This is a genomic window from Acetivibrio saccincola (genome assembly GCF_002844395.1).
GTDB lineage: Bacteria > Bacillota > Clostridia > Acetivibrionales > Acetivibrionaceae > Herbivorax > Herbivorax saccincola.
The window spans coordinates 3,136,157-3,154,199 of the sequence record NZ_CP025197.1; the positions used below are offsets into that span (position 1 = coordinate 3,136,157).

Genomic DNA, 18,043 nt, shown 5'->3' on the forward strand with positions numbered 1-18,043 from the left:
AGATATAAAGATTCTACACTATATATTATTTTAGCAAACATATAATACATTTTTCAATAGTCTTTTATTTTGCTCCCTTTATTCCAGCAAAACCTTCTTATTCAATTGCAGCTATGCCTTGGTTATGCTATAATGTGGTGGATGTAAAAATAGCTTATATTAAGGATTATAACTAAGGAGTATAACTATGAAAGTTCTTCATTTAATCGGCGGTGGTGATATCGGCGGGGCAAAAAGCCACGTCTTGTCACTTGTTAATGAGCTTGGAAAATATATAGATGTTAAATTAATAAGTTTTAGAAAAGGTGCCTTTGCAGATGATGCCCGGGCAATGGGCATAAATGTAGAGGTAGTGAGAACAGGAACCATATTTACCGATATACGGAGAGTACTGAATATCATAAAAAATGAAGGCTATGATATAATACATTCACACGGGGCAAAGGCAAATATGATTGCAGTTATTGTGAAAAAAATTACAAAAATCCCTGTGGTTACCACCGTCCACAGTGACTACAGGCTAGACTATTTGCAAAACATTTTAAAAATGTTTTCCTTTGGCCTTATAAATACTGTATCGTTAAGGTTTATAGAGTACCATATAGGGGTCTCAAATAATTTCAAACAAATGCTTATCAGAAGAAGATTCAGCCCTCAGAATATATTTACCGTATACAATGGAATTGATTTTAACAAAAAAGTTCCCACCATCTCAAGGGAAGAATTCTTAAAAAAATACAATTTAAACTTTGGAAAAGATGATGTAATAATTGGAATACTGGCAAGGCTCCATCCTGTAAAGGGTATAGGTACTCTGTTGCAGGCTGCAAGACTTATTGTTGATGAAAACCCCTCTGTGAGATTTTTAATCGGGGGGGATGGGGAAGAAAGAAAGTCTTTAGAAAAAAAGGCTTCTTCACTGGGGCTAAATAACAATGTATTTTTCCTTGGTTTTGTAAATGAACCTTTGGATTTTATTAATTGTATAGATATTAATGTACTTACATCTTTAAGTGAAAGCTTTCCCTATGCCATTTTAGAGGGTGCCCTTTACAAAAAAGCAACTGTCAGCAGTAATGTAGGAGGAATATCAGACCTTATTGAAAACGGAAAGACCGGCTTTCTTTTTGAGCCAAAAGACTATAAAACTTTTGCAAAACACCTTATAAATTTAATTAATGACCCTCTTTTGAGAAAAAAAATAGGTGACAACCTCTATGAAAAGACAAACACCTACTTTTCCCTGCACAATATGTGCAGCACCCAGCTTAATATATATAAAACCATATTAAGAAGGGAAGAGGAAAAGAAAAAATCCGGATGCAAATACGATGTAATTATCTCAGGCTACTACGGCTTTAAAAACATTGGGGATGACGCAATGTTAAAGGCTATAATAGATAATCTTAAACTATATCACGAGGACATAAGAATAATGGTGCTGTCCAAAAATCCTTTAGAAACACGGCAAACATACAATGTGAATTCAATAAACAGATTTAATATCCTTAAAATAATAAGCGTTATGAGAAAGTCCAAATTGTTTTTAAACGGAGGAGGAAATTTACTTCAGGACAACACCAGCACTCGTTCCTTGATATACTATCTTGGAATGATATGGCTTGCTAAAAAAATGGACATGAAAACAATGATTTATGCCAACGGCATAGGTCCTTTAAACAAAAAAAACAACCGCAGAATGACCAAAGCAGTAGTAAATCAGGTGGATGTTATTACACTTAGGGAGGAATTATCCTACAGGGAAATTCAAAACCTTAATATAGAAAAACCCCAGGTGTTTTTAACTGCAGACCCTGCTGTAACCATAGAGGCAGGAGGGAAAGAGGAAATAGATGAAATATTTATGAAAGAAAATATCAACCCAAATGAAAAGCTTATTGGCTTTTCCGTAAGAAAGTGGTCAGACTATGAAAAATACCAGACGGTTATCGCCCGGGTTGCAGACTATGTATGTGAAAATTATGGCGCAAAGCCTCTCTTTATACCTATGCACTATCCCAGTGACCTTTTGATAATTGATAATATTGTTGCAAAAATGAAAAATAAATGCTACGTAATAAGAAATAAATACAGCGTAGCACAAATGCTTGGAATAATAGGCCGTACTCAATTACTGATAGGCATGAGGCTGCACGCCCTTATATTTGCCGCCAGCCTTAAAGTTCCTTTGGTTGGACTGGTATACGAGACAAAAGTAGAAGGCTTTATGCAATATATAAACCAGCCTTCCGCAGGCCACGTCAGTTCCTTAGAATTTGAAAAAATCATTGAAATAGTGGATTATGTTTGGAACAGAAGGGATGAAATAAGAAGGGAACTGGAAGAAACCACTGAAACACTTAGGAATAAAGCTCTTGAAAACGCCAAAATTGCCGTAGAGCTTATAGAAAAAAACTAACCGGGTAGGGAGAAACCAGCTAAGGGGTAGTTAGGAGGAATTATTCACATATGCGTACAACAGTAGATATTTTGGGTGTGCCCGTTGATAATATTACAATGGGGGAAGCTGTAAACATAGTGGAAGGTTTTTTAAACCAGGATAAGGTTCACTGTGTATTTACCCCAAATGCGGAAATAATGATGGAGGCACAAAGGGATGCTGAGTTTAAACAAATATTGTGCAGTGGCAACTTAGTAGTTGCCGACGGTGCCGGTGTGGTGCTGGCGTCAAAAATATTAAAGCCTGTGCTAAAAGAGCGGGTTGCGGGTTTTGACCTGCTTTGCAACCTTTTTGAAAGGTTTTCAAATAAAGACGTCAGGTTTTTTTTCCTAGGAGGAAAACCCGGAGTTGCCCAAGAAGCATACCAAAAGTTATTGGAGAAAAATATTAATATAAATTTAGTTGGTGCAAGAAACGGTTATTTTTCAGAAAGTGAAGAAAAAGAAATAATAGATGAGATAAACTCTTCTAAAACTGACATCCTCCTTGTAGCCCTAGGGGCACCTAAGCAGGAAAAATGGATATATAAAAACAAGGACAAGTTAAATGTGAAGGTTTGCATCGGAGTAGGGGGATCTTTTGACGGCATCGCAGGAAGGATGAAGCGTGCGCCAAAATTCTTTCAGGAACACGGCTTAGAATGGCTTTACCGCCTTTACAAAGACCCCAGGCGTTTTTTTAGAATGATGGACCTTCCAAAGTTTATGCTTTTAGTTGTTGCAAAAAAAATGAAATTATATAATAAAGACTGATGTATAACTAAATAATTTATATTTAAAACAGTATATATTTTGGTATATATTTTAGTATATATTTAAAAGAGGCTTTTTTAAAAGAGGCTGTGCACCTAAACTTTAGCGCAGCAGCCTCTTTAAAATTTACCTCACGCTTTTTATTCTTCTATTGTATATGGCCCCTTTACAAGAACCCATGCCTTTGAACTTACAACTTTAAGACCTCTTCCATCATCTCTTGATATCAAAAGTAAGTGATTTAAGGGTACATCCTGGCCGGTGGTAATATCTACACCGGAACCTGCTGTAACATCTGAAAGTCCACCAGCTTCTCCAGCTATGGCCTTAGCTTTTCCTCCTCTTAATATAATCTCTCCACTTTCACCAACAATTAAAGTCTGACCTTCTTCCAGTTCTAAAGGTATAAACTTTCCATACTTTTCAACTTCAACAAGTTCCTTTTCCATATCTTCCATTTGTTTTTTCATTTTTTCAACCAGTTCTTCTAACTCTTTTACTTTTAATTCATTAGCGTCAGCCAGTTGTTTGATTTTTTCATCAACATAGTCCTGAGTAACAAGTATAGTTTCATTGGAGGTTTTTTCATTTTCTTCTGGTTCAGCATAGGCTGTCTGAATAATATGTACTGCAAAAACACCTAAAATAAGAAATACCACTAAAAACCATGTTTTTTTAATGAAATTTAAATTCCTCATCTTTTGTAACCCCCTGTATTTTTCTACACCGTTTTTTTATATATCCACCAATCCAAAGCTTATGGCAATTGCCTCATTTACCTTCTCCATAAGTTCATCATCAAGATGCCCAACTTTTTCCCTTAACCTTTTTTTATCAATGGTTCTCACCTGCTCCAGTAAAATTACCGAATCCTTTGGGATGCCGTAACTCTTTGCTTTAAGTTCTATATGAGTAGGTAATTTAGCTTTGTTTATTTGTGAAGTTATAGCTGAAGCTATAACAGTAGGACTATACTTGTTGCCAATATCATTTTGAATGATTAATACCGGCCTTACTCCACCCTGCTCAGAACCGACAACCGGACTTAAATCTGCATAAAATATGTCACCACGTTTAATTAGCACTATTTCTCCAACTCCCTAAGACCTTCCTCATATTTTTGCTGTTGATCATTGTCTGCTTCAAAACACATCTCAGCCAGCTTAGAATTGATTTCGGCCATTTGCTGATAACCCTTTTTCATTCTATCCCTCATTTCAATTCTTCTTTTTTCCCGTATATAAAACTTCATTGCCTCCCTGACAAACTGGCTTCTGTTGGTTTTTTCCATAGCTACTATTGAGTCTACCTCTTTTAATAAATTGTCGGGAAGACTAATTAAAATTTTTTTAATTTGCGCCAAAAGTAAAACCCCCACTTCTTTAATTTGGGTTGAAATCTAAAGAAAAATTCAAATGACGTATTTAGATATCACTATATATATCATTATATCCTTTAACATATGCATGGGTCAAATTAAAATTTAATTACTTACCCAATTTTTTCCTATGTAATTTTTTCTATAGCTGTATAAGCGTGTTTTGAAGCATTATTAGTTTTTATTTTTTACCTTACTTTATACTATTATTCTCATAAAATATCTTTTTATTAAATTATTTCCCCGCAAATCCCTTGGTATAATGTGGCACAAATCTTTATTTTTTCCCTTTCCTCATAATATTATATGTAAATTTTAAAAAAGTGTTGACTATATATTTGCCTATCCATATAATGAATATGAAAGTTGGTAGTTAAAATATCCTGTTAGAGTTTTTGTATAATTTAACATAATTAAGATTTAGCTTAAAACGTACTAAATTATACGGTTCGCAATTAATAAAACCTACTATTACTATTCTTTCAATATGCTTTTTTGGTATATACAAAATTTCTACAAAAGTTTAAAATTTGAATACTTATGAATACAATTCAATCATTATCCCGGATTTTAATATGATTTTTTTAAACATACATTTTTTAAAGGAGGGATTGTGCATATGAAAAAGTTTTTAAAGAGAAACTATGCCATATTTGTTTTACTTATATTGACATTTATTGTTTCTTTATTGAATTCTCCTAACTCTGTCATTGATGAACCTGCAAAAAGTTTAGGTGGTTATTCTACACTGGTTTTTATTCTATTGTGGGTAACAGCATTATTTACATCCATGCACAAATCGCCGGTAATGATTTTTTCCATAGCTTTTTGGTCAATTTATGCTATTACTTCTGTTTTAAAGCTGTCATTTGGCAGAGGCAGCACCCCAGCCATATTGTCCGGATTATTTTCCTTCTCTTTAAGAGTTTTTTACAGCTCACTATATGGAATAACCCACTGGCTTGGTAATATAAATATTTCAATACTCATTCTGATAATGTCCGTTATATTTTTAGTTTTAAGCATCGTATTATTAAGAAGGGGACGCTGCAAATTATATGAGTTGCTATAATATGTAAATTTATAAACTACCGCCGTATATAAACCATTGCATTATATTATTTACCGTCTTATGTGAGTTACTACCTTAAAGGATTAGCTTTTCTTTATAAGCTAATCCTTTTTAAATTAAATTTTAAAATTCAATATATTAAATTAAATAATTTAGAACATTGTGTACTTTACCGTTTTTAAAATACACCCTTGGTATTCTTTTTCCTATAATGCTTACCACTTCATAATTTATTGTACCAATACTTTGGGCCAACTCCTCAACTTTTATTTCTCCTTCTCCCTGCTTTCCAAAGAGAACCACTTCGTCACCTACATTTACATCTCCTTTTATATCAGTTATATCCACCATACACTGGTCCATACAGATTTTGCCCACTATTGGTGCCCTCTGTCCGTTTACCAGCACTTCCCCTTTGTTTGTCAAAAGCCTCGTGTAGCCGTCGGCATAACCTATGGGAATGGTTGCAATTTTACTTTCCCTGTTTGTTTTAAATATCCTGCCATAGCTTACAGAAGTGTCTTTTTCTACCTCTTTTACAAGTATTATGTTGGCTTTTAACGTCATGGCAGGTTTCAAATTTATTTTTTCCCTGTCCACATCTGAAGACGGGTATAAGCCGTATAAAGCAATTCCCGGCCTTACCATGTTAAGATGCATATGGGGAAATTCAATTATTCCTGCGCTGTTGCACACATGCTTTACAGGGATATACACTCCTACCCTGTTCAGTTCATTTATTATGGTGGTAAATCTTTCAAACTGCATATTTGTATACGTTTTATCCTTTTCATCTGCTGAAGCAAAATGCGTAAACAGCCCCTCTACAATTATGCGGGGAAGCTTACTTATTGAAATAACATTTTTAACAGCACTGTAGCCAGGCATAAACCCCACTCTTGTCATACCTGTATCAATCTTTATATGAATCTTTATATTCTTTCTAAGTCTTTGGGCAGCTTGAGACAAGCTCTCCGCCAAATCGTGACTGAATACCGTCTGGGTTACATCATTTTCAATTATTTCTTCCGCCCTGCCGGGGTCTGTGTAGCTTAATACCAGAATCGGCACCTCAATTCCGTTTTTCCTAAGCTGTATTGCTTCATCAAGCATGGAAACCGCTAAACGGCTAACCCCGTTCTCTAGAAGAACCTTTGCCACTTCCATTACCCCGTGACCATAGGCATCAGCCTTTACAACCCCTAGTATTTCAGTTTTTTTATCAACTATTTTTCTTATTTCCCGTACATTGTGGGCAATATTATCAAGGTTTACCTCTGCCCACGCCCTGTTAAATTTGTATTCCATTTTTCTCCCTGCCTTGTTACACAGCTAAAAGTATTGTGATACTTTTATTTAATGTTCATATTAAAAGCTGTCGTTTAAATCATTTTATATATAGGACTACTGCTTATGTTTTTTGTATACCATTATTTTTTCTACATAAGCCTGCTCTTTATGACATAAGGAATCTCCTCAACTAAATCCCCTGCAATAATACCGTATTCCCCTTTTGTTTTAGCAATATTATCCCCACATAATCCGTGGAAATATACGCCTAATATGGCACCTTCATGTACCTTTGCGCCTTGACATATAAAGCTTGCTATCATACCGGTTAAAACATCCCCTGTCCCCCCTGTTGCCATTCCAGAATTTCCTGTTGTATTTATATATATACTGCCATCTGGAAGTGCCACAATGGTTCTTGAACCCTTTAAAACGGTAATTACATTCCACTTCCTTGAAAAATCCCTTGCCACATTAATCCTGTTTTTTTGCACTTCCTCAGGGCTTGTGCCAAGAAGCCTTGCCATTTCCCCGGGATGAGGGGTTAAAACCACAGGCACATTGGATTTTTTTAGCACCTCTATATTTTTAGATATAACATTTATCCCGTCTGCATCAATTACCAAAGGAACTTTGGAATTTTCAACAATGCTAAAAACAACATCTCCCACATCCCCTTTGGTGGAAAGTCCGGGACCTAAAGCAATTACATCAACACCGGCCATATATTCTTTAAGACTTTCAATACAGCCTTTTGTAATATATCCTGTATCATCATCCTCTAAAGGAAGGGTTACAGACTCAATTAAAATGGAATCATAAACATTTGTAAGAGATGCCGGAACTCCCAGGTACAAAAGTCCAAGACCGGACCTTAAGGCTGCTTTTCCTGCCAGGCACCCTGCACCCGTCATTCCCCTTGAACCGGTTAATAAAAGCAATTTGCCATAGCTCCCCTTATTGCTGTCAGAATATCTTTTTGGAATTATCTTTCTTACCGTTTCATCATCTATAATGTAATTTTTTATATCAAATTTATCTACAACATTTTTAGGTATTCCTATATCCGCTACAACTGTTTCCCCGGTATACTGAGCAGCCGGATGTACAAAAAGCCCTACTTTTGCATATCCAAAAGTAACTGTCTTATATGCCTTTATGCATGTTCCCAATATTTCCCCTGTTTCTCCGTTTATACCGGAAGGAATGTCTACAGATATTACGGGAATATCTTTTTCATTTATAAAATTAATGGTTTGTGAAATCAAATAGGGAATATTCCCTTTTATCCCAGTGCCAAAAATGCCGTCAACAATAAGGTGGGAATGGCTGATATATTTTTTGGCGTCATTTAAATCTCTTATATCTAAAATTTCAATTACCTCTATACCCATTTTACCCAGTATATCAAGATTGGTCTTTGCATCTCCCTTTATTTCTGTTTTTTTTGCCAGCAAAAATACTAAAACCTTTGCCCCCTTATTATAAAGATGCCTTGCAATTGCAAAAGCATCCCCTCCATTATTGCCCTTTCCCGCCAATAAACATATTCTTTTCCCTTCAATGCAGTCAATATCTTTTTCTATTTCTTTTACCACGCTAAGAGCTGCATTTTCCATAAGCACCATACCGGGTATACCCATTTCGGTTATTGCAAAATTATCTATCCCCGCCATTTGAGCAGGTGTTACTGCTATCATTACTCTCCCCTCCTAAGATTTGCCCTTTGAAGTTGCTAAATCAAGCCGGTTAGCTCCCGGTAGTTAGTTCCTAATAAGCTGATTAATCCCCAAAATATTCCCTGTCCAGCTTTTCAAGTTCCTCTTTTCCAATTAAATCATGAAAATATGTGTAAATGTCAGTATAATCTTCTGCAAGTTTTCCCTTTTCATCAATATACTTTTCTAAATTTTTTCTTGCCTCTTCAATATGTTTTTCTAATTCCTTAATCCTTCTTTGATTTTCACGGATTTTAAAATACACTGTAAATACTACACTTTCTAAAAGCTCTAAATTTTTATCTTTTATCCTGTCAGGAATGGTTTCAAGTTCTTTTTCTATTTCTTTAAACCTCTTATTTATTTCTTTTATGTTTTTTTCACACTCTTCCATTTCCATTCTTGCTTTTTCATCATTTTCTTCAAAGACTTTCGGAGTAAGTTCCATTATTCTTTTAAGACATTTGCTTTTTTGGGCGCTAATATCCTTGTACTCGGAATTAAGCCTTACTTCTTCTTTCAAAAGCTCAATAAGTTCCCTTTCTAATTTAATTATTCTTTCTGTCTTTTCAATATTTTTAAAAAGGGAATTCCATCTCTCATCCAATACAAGTATTGAGATATTGTTTTTTCTCAATATCTTTTTATCAAACTTTATCTTCTTTTTTGCCGATCTTCTGTTTGATTTTTTAAAAGCGTTAAACATGCAAATTTACCCCGCATTTTATAAAAGTAAATTTTTTTTAACCGGCATACATTAATACCGGCTAATTTAATATCGGCTAATCTGCATGTTTTTGTTAAAGTCTTTTTTTATTATGGGCTTTTTTTGTTATAGTATTTTTTTGTTAAAGCATATTGTAAACACCTAACTTTCTGAAAGCTTGCGGTTTTTATTAAATACAATGGATATACCTGCAAGAAGAATACCTGTAATTACCCAAAAAATCACCATGACCCTAGGATAGTACCAGATATATTCTACAAGTGCAATAACCAATACTCCTGATAATGCTGACACACCGGCAATTAAAATATTTTTCATCTCCTTTGTGGAATCTGCCAGACAAATAACGGCGTTTTTTATTGTCCTGTAAATAAACCACAAAAAGCTCAGCAACGCAACAATACCCATTTCAATCCATATTTGCAGGTACAGCACATGGGTGTGCAGTGGTGTAGCCTTTGTATACTGATGGTAAGTATTTACCACCCTCATAAATACATTAGTTCCAAGACCTGTACCCCATACTGCATGGTCCTTTAGCATAGGGAAAACTGTCTGGAGTATTTCCACCCTGTACTGGGAAGAGGTATCCCCTTCGGTATTAAAAATAGTCAGTATCCTGTAATACACATGGCTTGGCAGAAATGGTATCATCAAAATGCCCCCTGCTATTACAAAAGGAATAAGTCTTTTTTGTGCAAAAAAGGTAAATACTATAATTGAAACTGCAAGTCCTATCCACCCGGATCTGGAGCCTGTATAAAACAGTGACACCAAAGGTGGAAGTGCCATTATCAAATAAACACATTTTTTAAAAAAAGATTTAGAATTAAATATAACTGCTGCAAAAAAAGGAAGAGTCATTATAAGTACCTGTGAATAATTATTGGGATTTGCCATTGTGGCATATATCCTCCCCGGAAGCCCCTCGCTTTGCTCTATAGATGTCAGGGAAGGGTCAAATGCCACCGCATCAGTCACTACCTGCCACATTCCATAACAACCTGCTATAAATACTCCTGCCAGCATTATTTCAATAAATGTTTTTAATGCATTTTCAGTTCTTAAAAAACTCACCATTGACAATACAAGCATAAAACAGGTGATGTAAAAAGCCAAAAAATTCACACTTTCAAAAAAGGTGACTATGCATGAAAAGACAACGGTAATTGCAAAAATCACCAAAGTAAAATCCATTGCCTTTACGTTAAACACCCAGTTTCTCTGGATAATTGTATTAATAAAAACCAGTGCCATAAGAATAAGAGCTATAATCAAATTATACCTGTTATTCCACTTAGCATGAGGTACAATCAGCATAAGTACCATAAAAAGTCCTGCTATTATCTCCATTTTAGAGAGAATATTTCTCACAAGGGTTATGATTTTGCTTTCTAAAAAAACATCTTCAAATTTTAAATATACTTTTTTTAAAAGTCTTGAGGGAAAGTTCACAGCTGCATTTATTGCAGTAAAAACCAGGCTTTCCTCATACCACTTGGCCAATCTTCCCTTCCTGAAGAAAAACCCTAATATGGCACTGTTATATAAAAGCTCAGTCATCTTTTTCATGGCACGTCCGCTGATGCTGTTTTCGTAAAATAAATTCAATTTTTTAAATGCATTTATAATAAAATCTAGAATTTTTTTAAAAAAACTGTTTTCATAAGAGGAGTCAATCCTGTTTATTATGAAAAACATAATTTTTACAAAAACACTATCACACATAAGGATCACTCCTTCTTGTCTATGCTGTAAATCCTGCCCTGCACCACTGCTTTTCCGAATCTCAATGTAAGTGTTCTTCCCACTGCATACTCATAACCGCCAATAGTAACGGTGCCAACATCATTTAATGTACCCGTCCCCTCAACGGTAAAGTAAAAGGAGGAATAATTGGGGGTGGAAGATTGCACCACTTTCCCATCTGCAGTTTTTACATATGTTACAGACTCACCTGTAACTATGTCTGTAACATTTCCAAAAGACGTTCCCCTGTCAAAATCCCTTGCCAGATCCCCTATTTGTACTGCATCAACTGCATAATCAGGTGCTTCTTCACCATAAAACTTAATCACTATTGTATCCGGTGTCCTTCCAATGACAGCACCTCCTGAGGATCTGAAAAACATATGCCATACACCTGCTGTTCCTGCAATTATAACTGCCAGGATCAAAATATCTATTATGCTTATTTTCCCAAATAATTTCCCTTTGCTATCAATGATCATACCTCTACACCTCTTGTCAATTTTTTAAACTTTCTTTGTATAAATTATATGTTTCATTTGCCACCTTATCAAGATTAAATTTTTCTTTCACCGCTTTTAGCGCATTTTTCCCAAACTCATTTCTCAATTTGCCATCTTCCATAAGCTTATTTATAGCCTGTGCCAGCCCTTCTTCATCATTATACTCCACAAGTATGCCACAGTTGGTCTCTTCATTTATTATATCCCCGTTTCCTGCCACATTAGTGGCAATAACAGGAATACCACATGCCAGCACTTCTATTATGGCAAAGCTTAGAGCCTCGTGCTCTGATGCATTTACGTAAAGGTCGCTGCCGTAAATAAGGTTTTTTATATCCTCCCTAAATCCGGTAAATATAATATCATCACCAAGCCCCAAATCCGCCACTTGTTTTTTGCACTCTTCAAGCAGGGGGCCGTCATTGGAAAGAATGCACTTAAACTTCCTTCCCGTCATTTTTTTAAGCCGGTGAACTGCATTTATCAAAAATTTATGTCCCTTGTCGTGGGCAAACCTCGAACCACACAAGAATACAAATGTGTCATCATCTATTCCAAGTTCTTTTCTTATAGTGGATTCTACAGGTGTACCCCAATACTCCACATCCACACCGTTAAATATTACATGAATCTTTTTGCCCCTTATACCATTTGATATCATGACATCCTTTCCCCTGTTGCAAACGGCTATAATGTTGGATTCTAAACTTGTTAAAAGCCTGTTTGTAATTTTTAAAACAGGACCGTTTTTCATGACAAAATGGTTGGTGTACATCACTTTTACCTTTCTGTTTAAAATCCTAGATAAAAGGGATATATAATTTTCCCTTAAAAACTGGGTGTGAATTAAATCTATATCAAGCTTTTTGCAAAGCTTTGAAAGCTCTCTTACAGCCTTTAGGTCAAAAGGATTTTTCATCTCTATCCTGAAGGTCTCAACTCCTAAAGCTTCAAGCCTTTCAACCAAAAGCCCGTATTCATTGTACGCAAAATATGCTTTTATCTTTTTATTATTAAGCTTCTCAATAAGGGTTTGAACATATCTCTCTGTCCCCGCCTTGCCTGCATGGTTTAGTAAATATAAAACCTTTATCACCTTTTCACCTCCCTAAGGTCTCCAAATTTTTATTCATATAAATATCTACTTGCATTATACAACATTATTTGTATTTAAACTAATCCTTATTTTTCTCTTTAACATTTTTATTTTCTTTGCTTTCATTTTTTCTTTCCTGATTTCTATACCTTATAACTCTTGCAGGATTTCCACCCACCACTGCATATTCAGGAACATCCTTGGTAACCACCGCTCCTGCCCCTATAATGGCACCCTTTCCGATTGTCACCCCGGGCAAAATAATAGCCCTTGCGGCAATCCATACATCATCCCCTATTACAACGGGTTTTTTAGGGTCTGTTTGAAGCATCATGGGTATGTCAAGCCTGTCATTTCTGTGGTTTTGGGTAAATATCATAACATCCGGCCCCATCATTACATAACTTCCTATTTTTAAAGGTCCGGTAATTCTGCAATTAAGTCCCAGTCCTGAATTATCCCCAATTTCAATATCCCTTCCTGACGCAAAAAATGCCCCATGCTCTATATTAATATTCTTACCTGCCTTTTTAAATATTCTTTTGCATAAAAAACGCCTGATTCTTTTGGCACCAAGACTATAGGGCATGTCAGAGCCGGGAAGGTGCCTGGCTATAAAATAATATAAAATAAGACATATATAGTAGCTTATTTTTTTCATATACTCCTCCTGAAAACCCGCCTTTAGTATTTTATAATGTTTTTCCTTAGGCTATTATCCCATAAAATCAGCTTAAATTCCATATACATTAATGATTTTTGTCTTTTATAAAATATATTATAAACCTTGTATATTAAATTTTCTTTAATAAATAAGCGGTAAGCTTGTTAATAATTATATCTCATGATAAACTAAAAAGCATAGTTCTTTCATTTGTTACAAAATTTATATAGTCTACAAAAAGGAGAACAAACCTATCAGGATGCAATATGCATAAAAGAGTAATTTAAATGAAATACAGTATAATTATACTTGTAACTACCCACAAAAGTATATTTATCATAAGAGGGACATCGGACAGCACTGTCTCTTCCGGACTTCCCCCTTCCTGCTTTTGATATATTATATACTGGTACCTGAAAATCCCATACAGCACAAAGGGTATGGTAGCCATCATGTAGTAATTTTCTGAATTGGATGAAAAAGTATACAGGGAATATGCCATTACAGTGGAGGCGGTTACTATGGACAGCATATTGTCAATAAACTCCAAAGAATACTCCTTTAGTATTTTCCTGTGTGAATCCGCATCTTCCTGTAAAACCGTAAGCTCATTTCTTCTTTTGCTAAATCCCAAAAATAAGGACAACAAAAGGGTACACAGCAATATCCAGGGTGAAATATATACCTTTATTACCAAAGCTCCTCCAATTACCCTTAGTAAAAAACCTAAAGCTATAGACATTACATCCAGTATAACCCAGTGTTTAACAACCAATGAATAAAGCAAATTATTTAAAAAATACACAAGTATTACAATTCCCAGAAAGAAATCAACTTTAAAAGAAGCAGCCAGAGAAAAAGGCAGCAGTATTATGAGAAAAACTACAGCTTCCTTTGGGGTTATAATCCCTGATGCAATAGGTCTTGTCCTCTTTTTAGGATGAGCCCTGTCTTTATTTACATCAACAATATCATTTAAAATATAGACACATGCAGAAATCAGACAAAAAAGCAAAAACGCCAGAGTTGTTTTTTGCAAATAATCTTCATCAAAAGCATGACCTGCAAAAACCAATGCTGCAAAAACAAACAGATTTTTTATCCACTGCTTTGGCCTTGCAAGCTCAAGAAAACCTTTAAGTTTTGCAAAAAAACTTATCTTTTGAGATTTAATCATTTCTACACTCCCTAAAGTATTTTAATCTTAATTTCAATGTCTTATTATATCACTTGATTTTTGCCATTTCCAGTACGGAATAAGTGGCAAAAGTAAGTGCAAAGGTTGTCGTAAGTTAGCATAAAGTATTAATTGTGGCTCATCTTCTACATATGCTATAATTTACATGGTGATAAAAATGCTTGAATTATTTAAATCAATTAAATTAGATAAAAATTCCGGCGCTCCTTTGTACATGCAGCTTTTTAACGTAATTAGCAGCATGATAGATAAGGGAACTCTTTTGCCCCGGACTAAACTTCCTTCTATAAGACAAATGGCTTCTTTGCTGGATGTAAACACCGTGACTGTAGTAAACTGCTACAGGCAGCTTGAATTAAAGGGGTATGTATATGCAAAAAAGTCCAGCGGTACCTATGTATCCACTGTACTGCCCCCAGTTGATAAAAAAGAGTATACAAATAAATATGACTATGTAGATAAAAATGTTATACTGGATGAGATTTACCCTGGTGAAGATATTTCCATACTAACCAGCAAAATAAGGTTTGACAAGAAAACCATTAACTTTGCAAGTGCCACCCCTTCTTCAAACCTGTTTCCTGTAGAGGATTTTAAACTGGTTTTAAATGAAGTTTTAGACCGTGATATGGGAAACGCCTTTAACTATCAGGACAGCCAGGGGTACCGGCCCTTACGCTTTTCCATATCAAACTTACTTAAGGAACATAGTGTCAATTGTTCTGAAGATGATATAATAATAGTTTCCGGTGCACAACAGGGAATTGATATTATTTCAAAAACCCTTTTAAAGGACGGCGACCATGTCATAACAGAAAGTCCTACATACAGGGGTGCTGTTGCTGTTTTTAATTCAAGAAGGGCTGTGGTAACAGATGTAGAGTTAGAAGAAGACGGGCTTAACCTTAATTTACTTGAATATCACCTAAAAAAACACAGACCAAAACTTATTTATACCATACCTGCTTTTCAAAACCCAACAGGTGTCTCCTATTCAAAAAGTAAAAGAAAACAGCTGGTTATGCTGGCAGAAAAATATGATACATATATAATTGAAGATGACTATGTAAGCGAACTGGATTTTGAAAATAAAAACTTTAAGCCCGTAGCATATTATGATAAGTCCGGCAGGGTAATATATATAAAAAGTTTTTCTAAAATATTTATGCCCGGCTTAAGGTTTGGGTTTATGGTGGTTCCACCCCATCTTAAAAAGCATATTTTAGGTGCAAAGCACGCAACGGACATTTCAACTTCCGGACTTATACAAAGAGCTTTGGACCTTTATATACGAAAAGGATTTTGGCATAAGCACTTTTATTCCATGTATGAAACTTATAAAAACCGCTACACCAAAGTAGTTAACTCTTTAGAAAAATACAAAACGGACAATATTTCTTACAAAAAACCCGGAGGCGGTCTTAATATATGGCTCAAGCTTCCCTACAACTGTGTGGTAAACAGCCTTTTAGAACGTGCAGCTTCAAACAATATAGTTTTTACCCCGGGAAGAATTTTCTTTAGCAGCACCTCTTCTAATCTAAACAACATAAGACTTAGCTTTGCAGCAGTTGAAGATGATAAAATAGAAGCAGGAATAGAAAAGCTCTGCAAATTAATATGAGGCGGGAAATTCACCGCCCCGTTACAATCTTTCCTACATTTTTAATTAAGATGGATACCGTACCATCCGGGTTGTTTATAAACTCAATTTTATCAGTCCTGTTTAGAAATTCTAAAGGAAATTTTAATTCAATGCCTGAATCTGTCTTTATTTTCTGCATACTGAATTTTTTCTCAACTAATCTTTCAGGCACCACTATTTCTTTTTCATAAAGCCCTGACTTTGATATTTCCTCCATGTATTCATTTTTAATTTCTAAATTTCTGTCATAAACCTTTTGGGCAATATCTTCTATATCTATCCTCTCATTTTCCTCTAAGCTTTCACAGAAAGCTTTTTTGATCTCCATGGTTTTTTCAAAATCATCATCAAAATACTTTTTATTTATGTCCTTAGTTACTTTGTCTAATATTTTAAGCTTTTCATTTACAGACAGATCACTTTTGCATTTAAGAAAGTACTTGCTAAAATAAAATTCCTTTTCACCGTTTATCTCATACTTTTTCTCAATAATCCTCAATGAATAATCAGAAAGATCTATTAATGCACATTCTTCAACCCTCTGGCTTTCAGGGGGAAGCAGCGTTTTATAACTTATAATTGTGTTTATATTGCCATCTTCACAGTTATTCACCCAATGGGTAAATGCAGATTTATAATTGAGCTTTAAAATTGCTAAATGCTCTTTTTCTTCCTCTTCAAAAATACAACAAAGTAAATCTGCCGGTGGAATGTCTATATTTTTTTGCATAAATGCAAATAGAATATTTGCCATATTTGACGTCATTGAAAGAAAGTTGTCCTCATTAAGGCTTTCCACCATTATATATATTGGATTATCATCCTCTATAAATTTTGCTTTTTTTGTATTTGGGTCGTCTATAATCTTATGTATATGTTTTGATATATAATTTGACAACTCCTCTGTTATTTCAAGTTCACCTTTAGATATAACGGGCATGGATGCTTCTGAGTCTAAAACATGCAAAACTGCCCTTTTTATTATAATCCCGTCGCTCATTTTTCAACCCCGCAAAAATCAATTGTTATAAATCATATCTTTACTTAGTTTATCTGAAAGTTCTTTTCCTTTCAATATCTCCACCAGCTTTAATGAAAAATCCAATGCAACACCGGGTCCTCTGGATGTGATGAATTTTCCGTCAACAACCACCTTTTCGTCTTTTACTTTTGCCCCTTCAAGGTAAGGTTCAAACCCCGGGTAGCAGGTAGCCTCTTTACCGGAGAGCAGCCCTAGTTTTCCTAAAACCATTGGCGCTGCACAAATAGCTGCAATATATTTATTTTCCTTTGCACTTTTCTTTAATAATTCTGCCAACCTGCCATCATTTTTAAGATTTTTGGTCCCCGGCATACCTCCGGGCAGTATAAGCATATTGGCATCTTCCAATTGCTTTTCATCAAATGAAATATCCGCCTTTAAAACAACATCCCTAGAGCCCTTTACTTCCAAGCTCTCTGACATGGATACAGCTTTAATGTCAATTTCAGCTCTTCTTAAAGTATCAATAGCAGTTACCGCTTCAATTTCTTCAAATCCTTCTGCCAGAAAAATATATGCCTTCATAACAAAAACTCCTTTAACTATAATTTTTTTTAAGACTCATAAAGAAGCATCCATGCTTAAGTTTTAACAAAATGCCAATTATCTACTCCTATTATAAATATATATCACCCTAATTTCAATGCAGGAATTTTTCTTAATGTATATTAATTTTGCAAAATATTGATTTTCAAAATTAATCATCTAAATTAATTATCTATATGTTAACATTATATCATTAAAGAAT

The 18,043-nt window shown here is 34.9% G+C and carries 17 protein-coding genes; 4 read left to right on the plus strand and 13 right to left on the minus strand.

Features of this window, described 5'->3' with window-relative positions:
- Positions 1-187 precede the first annotated feature (187 nt).
- Both csaB and HVS_RS13990 read left to right on the plus strand, forming a co-directional pair.
- Positions 188-2,419: a polysaccharide pyruvyl transferase CsaB gene (gene csaB, locus HVS_RS13985; RefSeq protein WP_101303318.1), complete on the plus strand. Its 2,232-nt coding sequence runs from the start codon at positions 188-190 to the stop codon at positions 2,417-2,419.
- 50 nt (positions 2,420-2,469) lie between these two features.
- Positions 2,470-3,213 carry a WecB/TagA/CpsF family glycosyltransferase gene (locus tag HVS_RS13990; protein ID WP_101303320.1) on the plus strand — a complete coding sequence of 248 codons (744 nt, stop codon included), beginning with the start codon at positions 2,470-2,472 and terminating at the stop codon, positions 3,211-3,213.
- A gap of 140 nt (positions 3,214-3,353) precedes the next feature.
- Here the strand turns inward: HVS_RS13990 and HVS_RS13995 are convergent, their stop codons facing one another.
- The 3 genes from HVS_RS13995 to HVS_RS14005 are packed head-to-tail and all read right to left on the minus strand — an operon-like array spanning position 3,354 to position 4,576.
- Complete coding sequence (locus HVS_RS13995; protein ID WP_101303322.1) at positions 3,354-3,911, minus strand: hypothetical protein; 558 nt, start codon at positions 3,909-3,911, stop codon at positions 3,354-3,356.
- Positions 3,912-3,947: 36 nt separating this feature from the next.
- The gene (locus HVS_RS14000) at positions 3,948-4,298 is read right to left on the minus strand and encodes a type II toxin-antitoxin system PemK/MazF family toxin (RefSeq protein ID WP_101303324.1); all 351 of its coding nucleotides are present in this window, start codon (positions 4,296-4,298) and stop codon (positions 3,948-3,950) included.
- Positions 4,298-4,576, minus strand: coding sequence for a CopG family ribbon-helix-helix protein (locus tag HVS_RS14005; protein WP_101303326.1), 279 nt, complete (start codon positions 4,574-4,576; stop codon positions 4,298-4,300). The genes HVS_RS14000 and HVS_RS14005 overlap by 1 nt, the downstream gene beginning before the upstream one ends.
- Positions 4,577-5,210: 634 nt before the next feature.
- Here HVS_RS14005 and HVS_RS14010 point away from each other — a divergent pair.
- Positions 5,211-5,663: a hypothetical protein gene (locus HVS_RS14010; RefSeq protein WP_101303328.1), complete on the plus strand. Its 453-nt coding sequence runs from the start codon at positions 5,211-5,213 to the stop codon at positions 5,661-5,663.
- A gap of 138 nt (positions 5,664-5,801) precedes the next feature.
- Here HVS_RS14010 and alr read toward each other — a convergent pair whose 3' ends face one another.
- The 8 genes from alr to HVS_RS14050 form a co-directional block, all read right to left on the minus strand.
- Positions 5,802-6,971 (minus strand): alanine racemase, encoded by a 1,170-nt coding sequence (gene alr / locus HVS_RS14015; RefSeq protein WP_101303330.1) that lies wholly within the window; start codon positions 6,969-6,971, stop codon positions 5,802-5,804.
- 131 nt (positions 6,972-7,102) lie between these two features.
- Positions 7,103-8,653, minus strand: a complete 1,551-nt coding sequence (locus HVS_RS14020; RefSeq protein WP_101303332.1) for an NAD(P)H-hydrate dehydratase — start codon at positions 8,651-8,653, stop codon at positions 7,103-7,105.
- An 82-nt stretch (positions 8,654-8,735) separates the two neighbouring features.
- Entirely contained in the window at positions 8,736-9,377 is a 642-nt protein-coding gene (locus HVS_RS14025) for a coiled-coil domain-containing protein (RefSeq protein WP_101303334.1), read from the minus strand.
- A gap of 162 nt (positions 9,378-9,539) precedes the next feature.
- A complete protein-coding gene (locus tag HVS_RS14030) occupies positions 9,540-11,126 on the minus strand; it encodes an O-antigen ligase family protein (RefSeq protein WP_101303336.1) in 1,587 nt (528 codons plus the stop codon).
- Between the two features lie 5 nt (positions 11,127-11,131).
- Positions 11,132-11,629, minus strand: coding sequence for a DUF4330 domain-containing protein (locus tag HVS_RS14035; protein ID WP_101303338.1), 498 nt, complete (start codon positions 11,627-11,629; stop codon positions 11,132-11,134).
- Between the two features lie 16 nt (positions 11,630-11,645).
- Positions 11,646-12,746, minus strand: a complete 1,101-nt coding sequence (locus HVS_RS14040) for a glycosyltransferase family 4 protein (RefSeq protein WP_101303340.1) — start codon at positions 12,744-12,746, stop codon at positions 11,646-11,648.
- A gap of 79 nt (positions 12,747-12,825) precedes the next feature.
- Complete coding sequence (locus tag HVS_RS14045) at positions 12,826-13,407, minus strand: acyltransferase (protein WP_101303342.1); 582 nt, start codon at positions 13,405-13,407, stop codon at positions 12,826-12,828.
- Between the two features lie 286 nt (positions 13,408-13,693).
- The gene (locus HVS_RS14050) at positions 13,694-14,587 is read right to left on the minus strand and encodes a decaprenyl-phosphate phosphoribosyltransferase (protein WP_101303344.1); all 894 of its coding nucleotides are present in this window, start codon (positions 14,585-14,587) and stop codon (positions 13,694-13,696) included.
- A 178-nt stretch (positions 14,588-14,765) separates the two neighbouring features.
- Between HVS_RS14050 and pdxR the strand changes: the two genes are divergently transcribed.
- The gene (gene pdxR / locus HVS_RS14055) at positions 14,766-16,232 is read left to right on the plus strand and encodes a MocR-like pyridoxine biosynthesis transcription factor PdxR (RefSeq protein ID WP_101303346.1); all 1,467 of its coding nucleotides are present in this window, start codon (positions 14,766-14,768) and stop codon (positions 16,230-16,232) included.
- A gap of 10 nt (positions 16,233-16,242) precedes the next feature.
- Here the strand turns inward: pdxR and HVS_RS14060 are convergent, their stop codons facing one another.
- The gene (locus HVS_RS14060; protein ID WP_101303348.1) at positions 16,243-17,253 is read right to left on the minus strand and encodes a nucleoid-associated protein; all 1,011 of its coding nucleotides are present in this window, start codon (positions 17,251-17,253) and stop codon (positions 16,243-16,245) included.
- Between the two features lie 18 nt (positions 17,254-17,271).
- Complete coding sequence (locus tag HVS_RS14065) at positions 17,272-17,820, minus strand: DJ-1 family glyoxalase III (RefSeq protein WP_101303350.1); 549 nt, start codon at positions 17,818-17,820, stop codon at positions 17,272-17,274.
- Between the last annotated feature and the right edge of the window lie 223 nt (positions 17,821-18,043).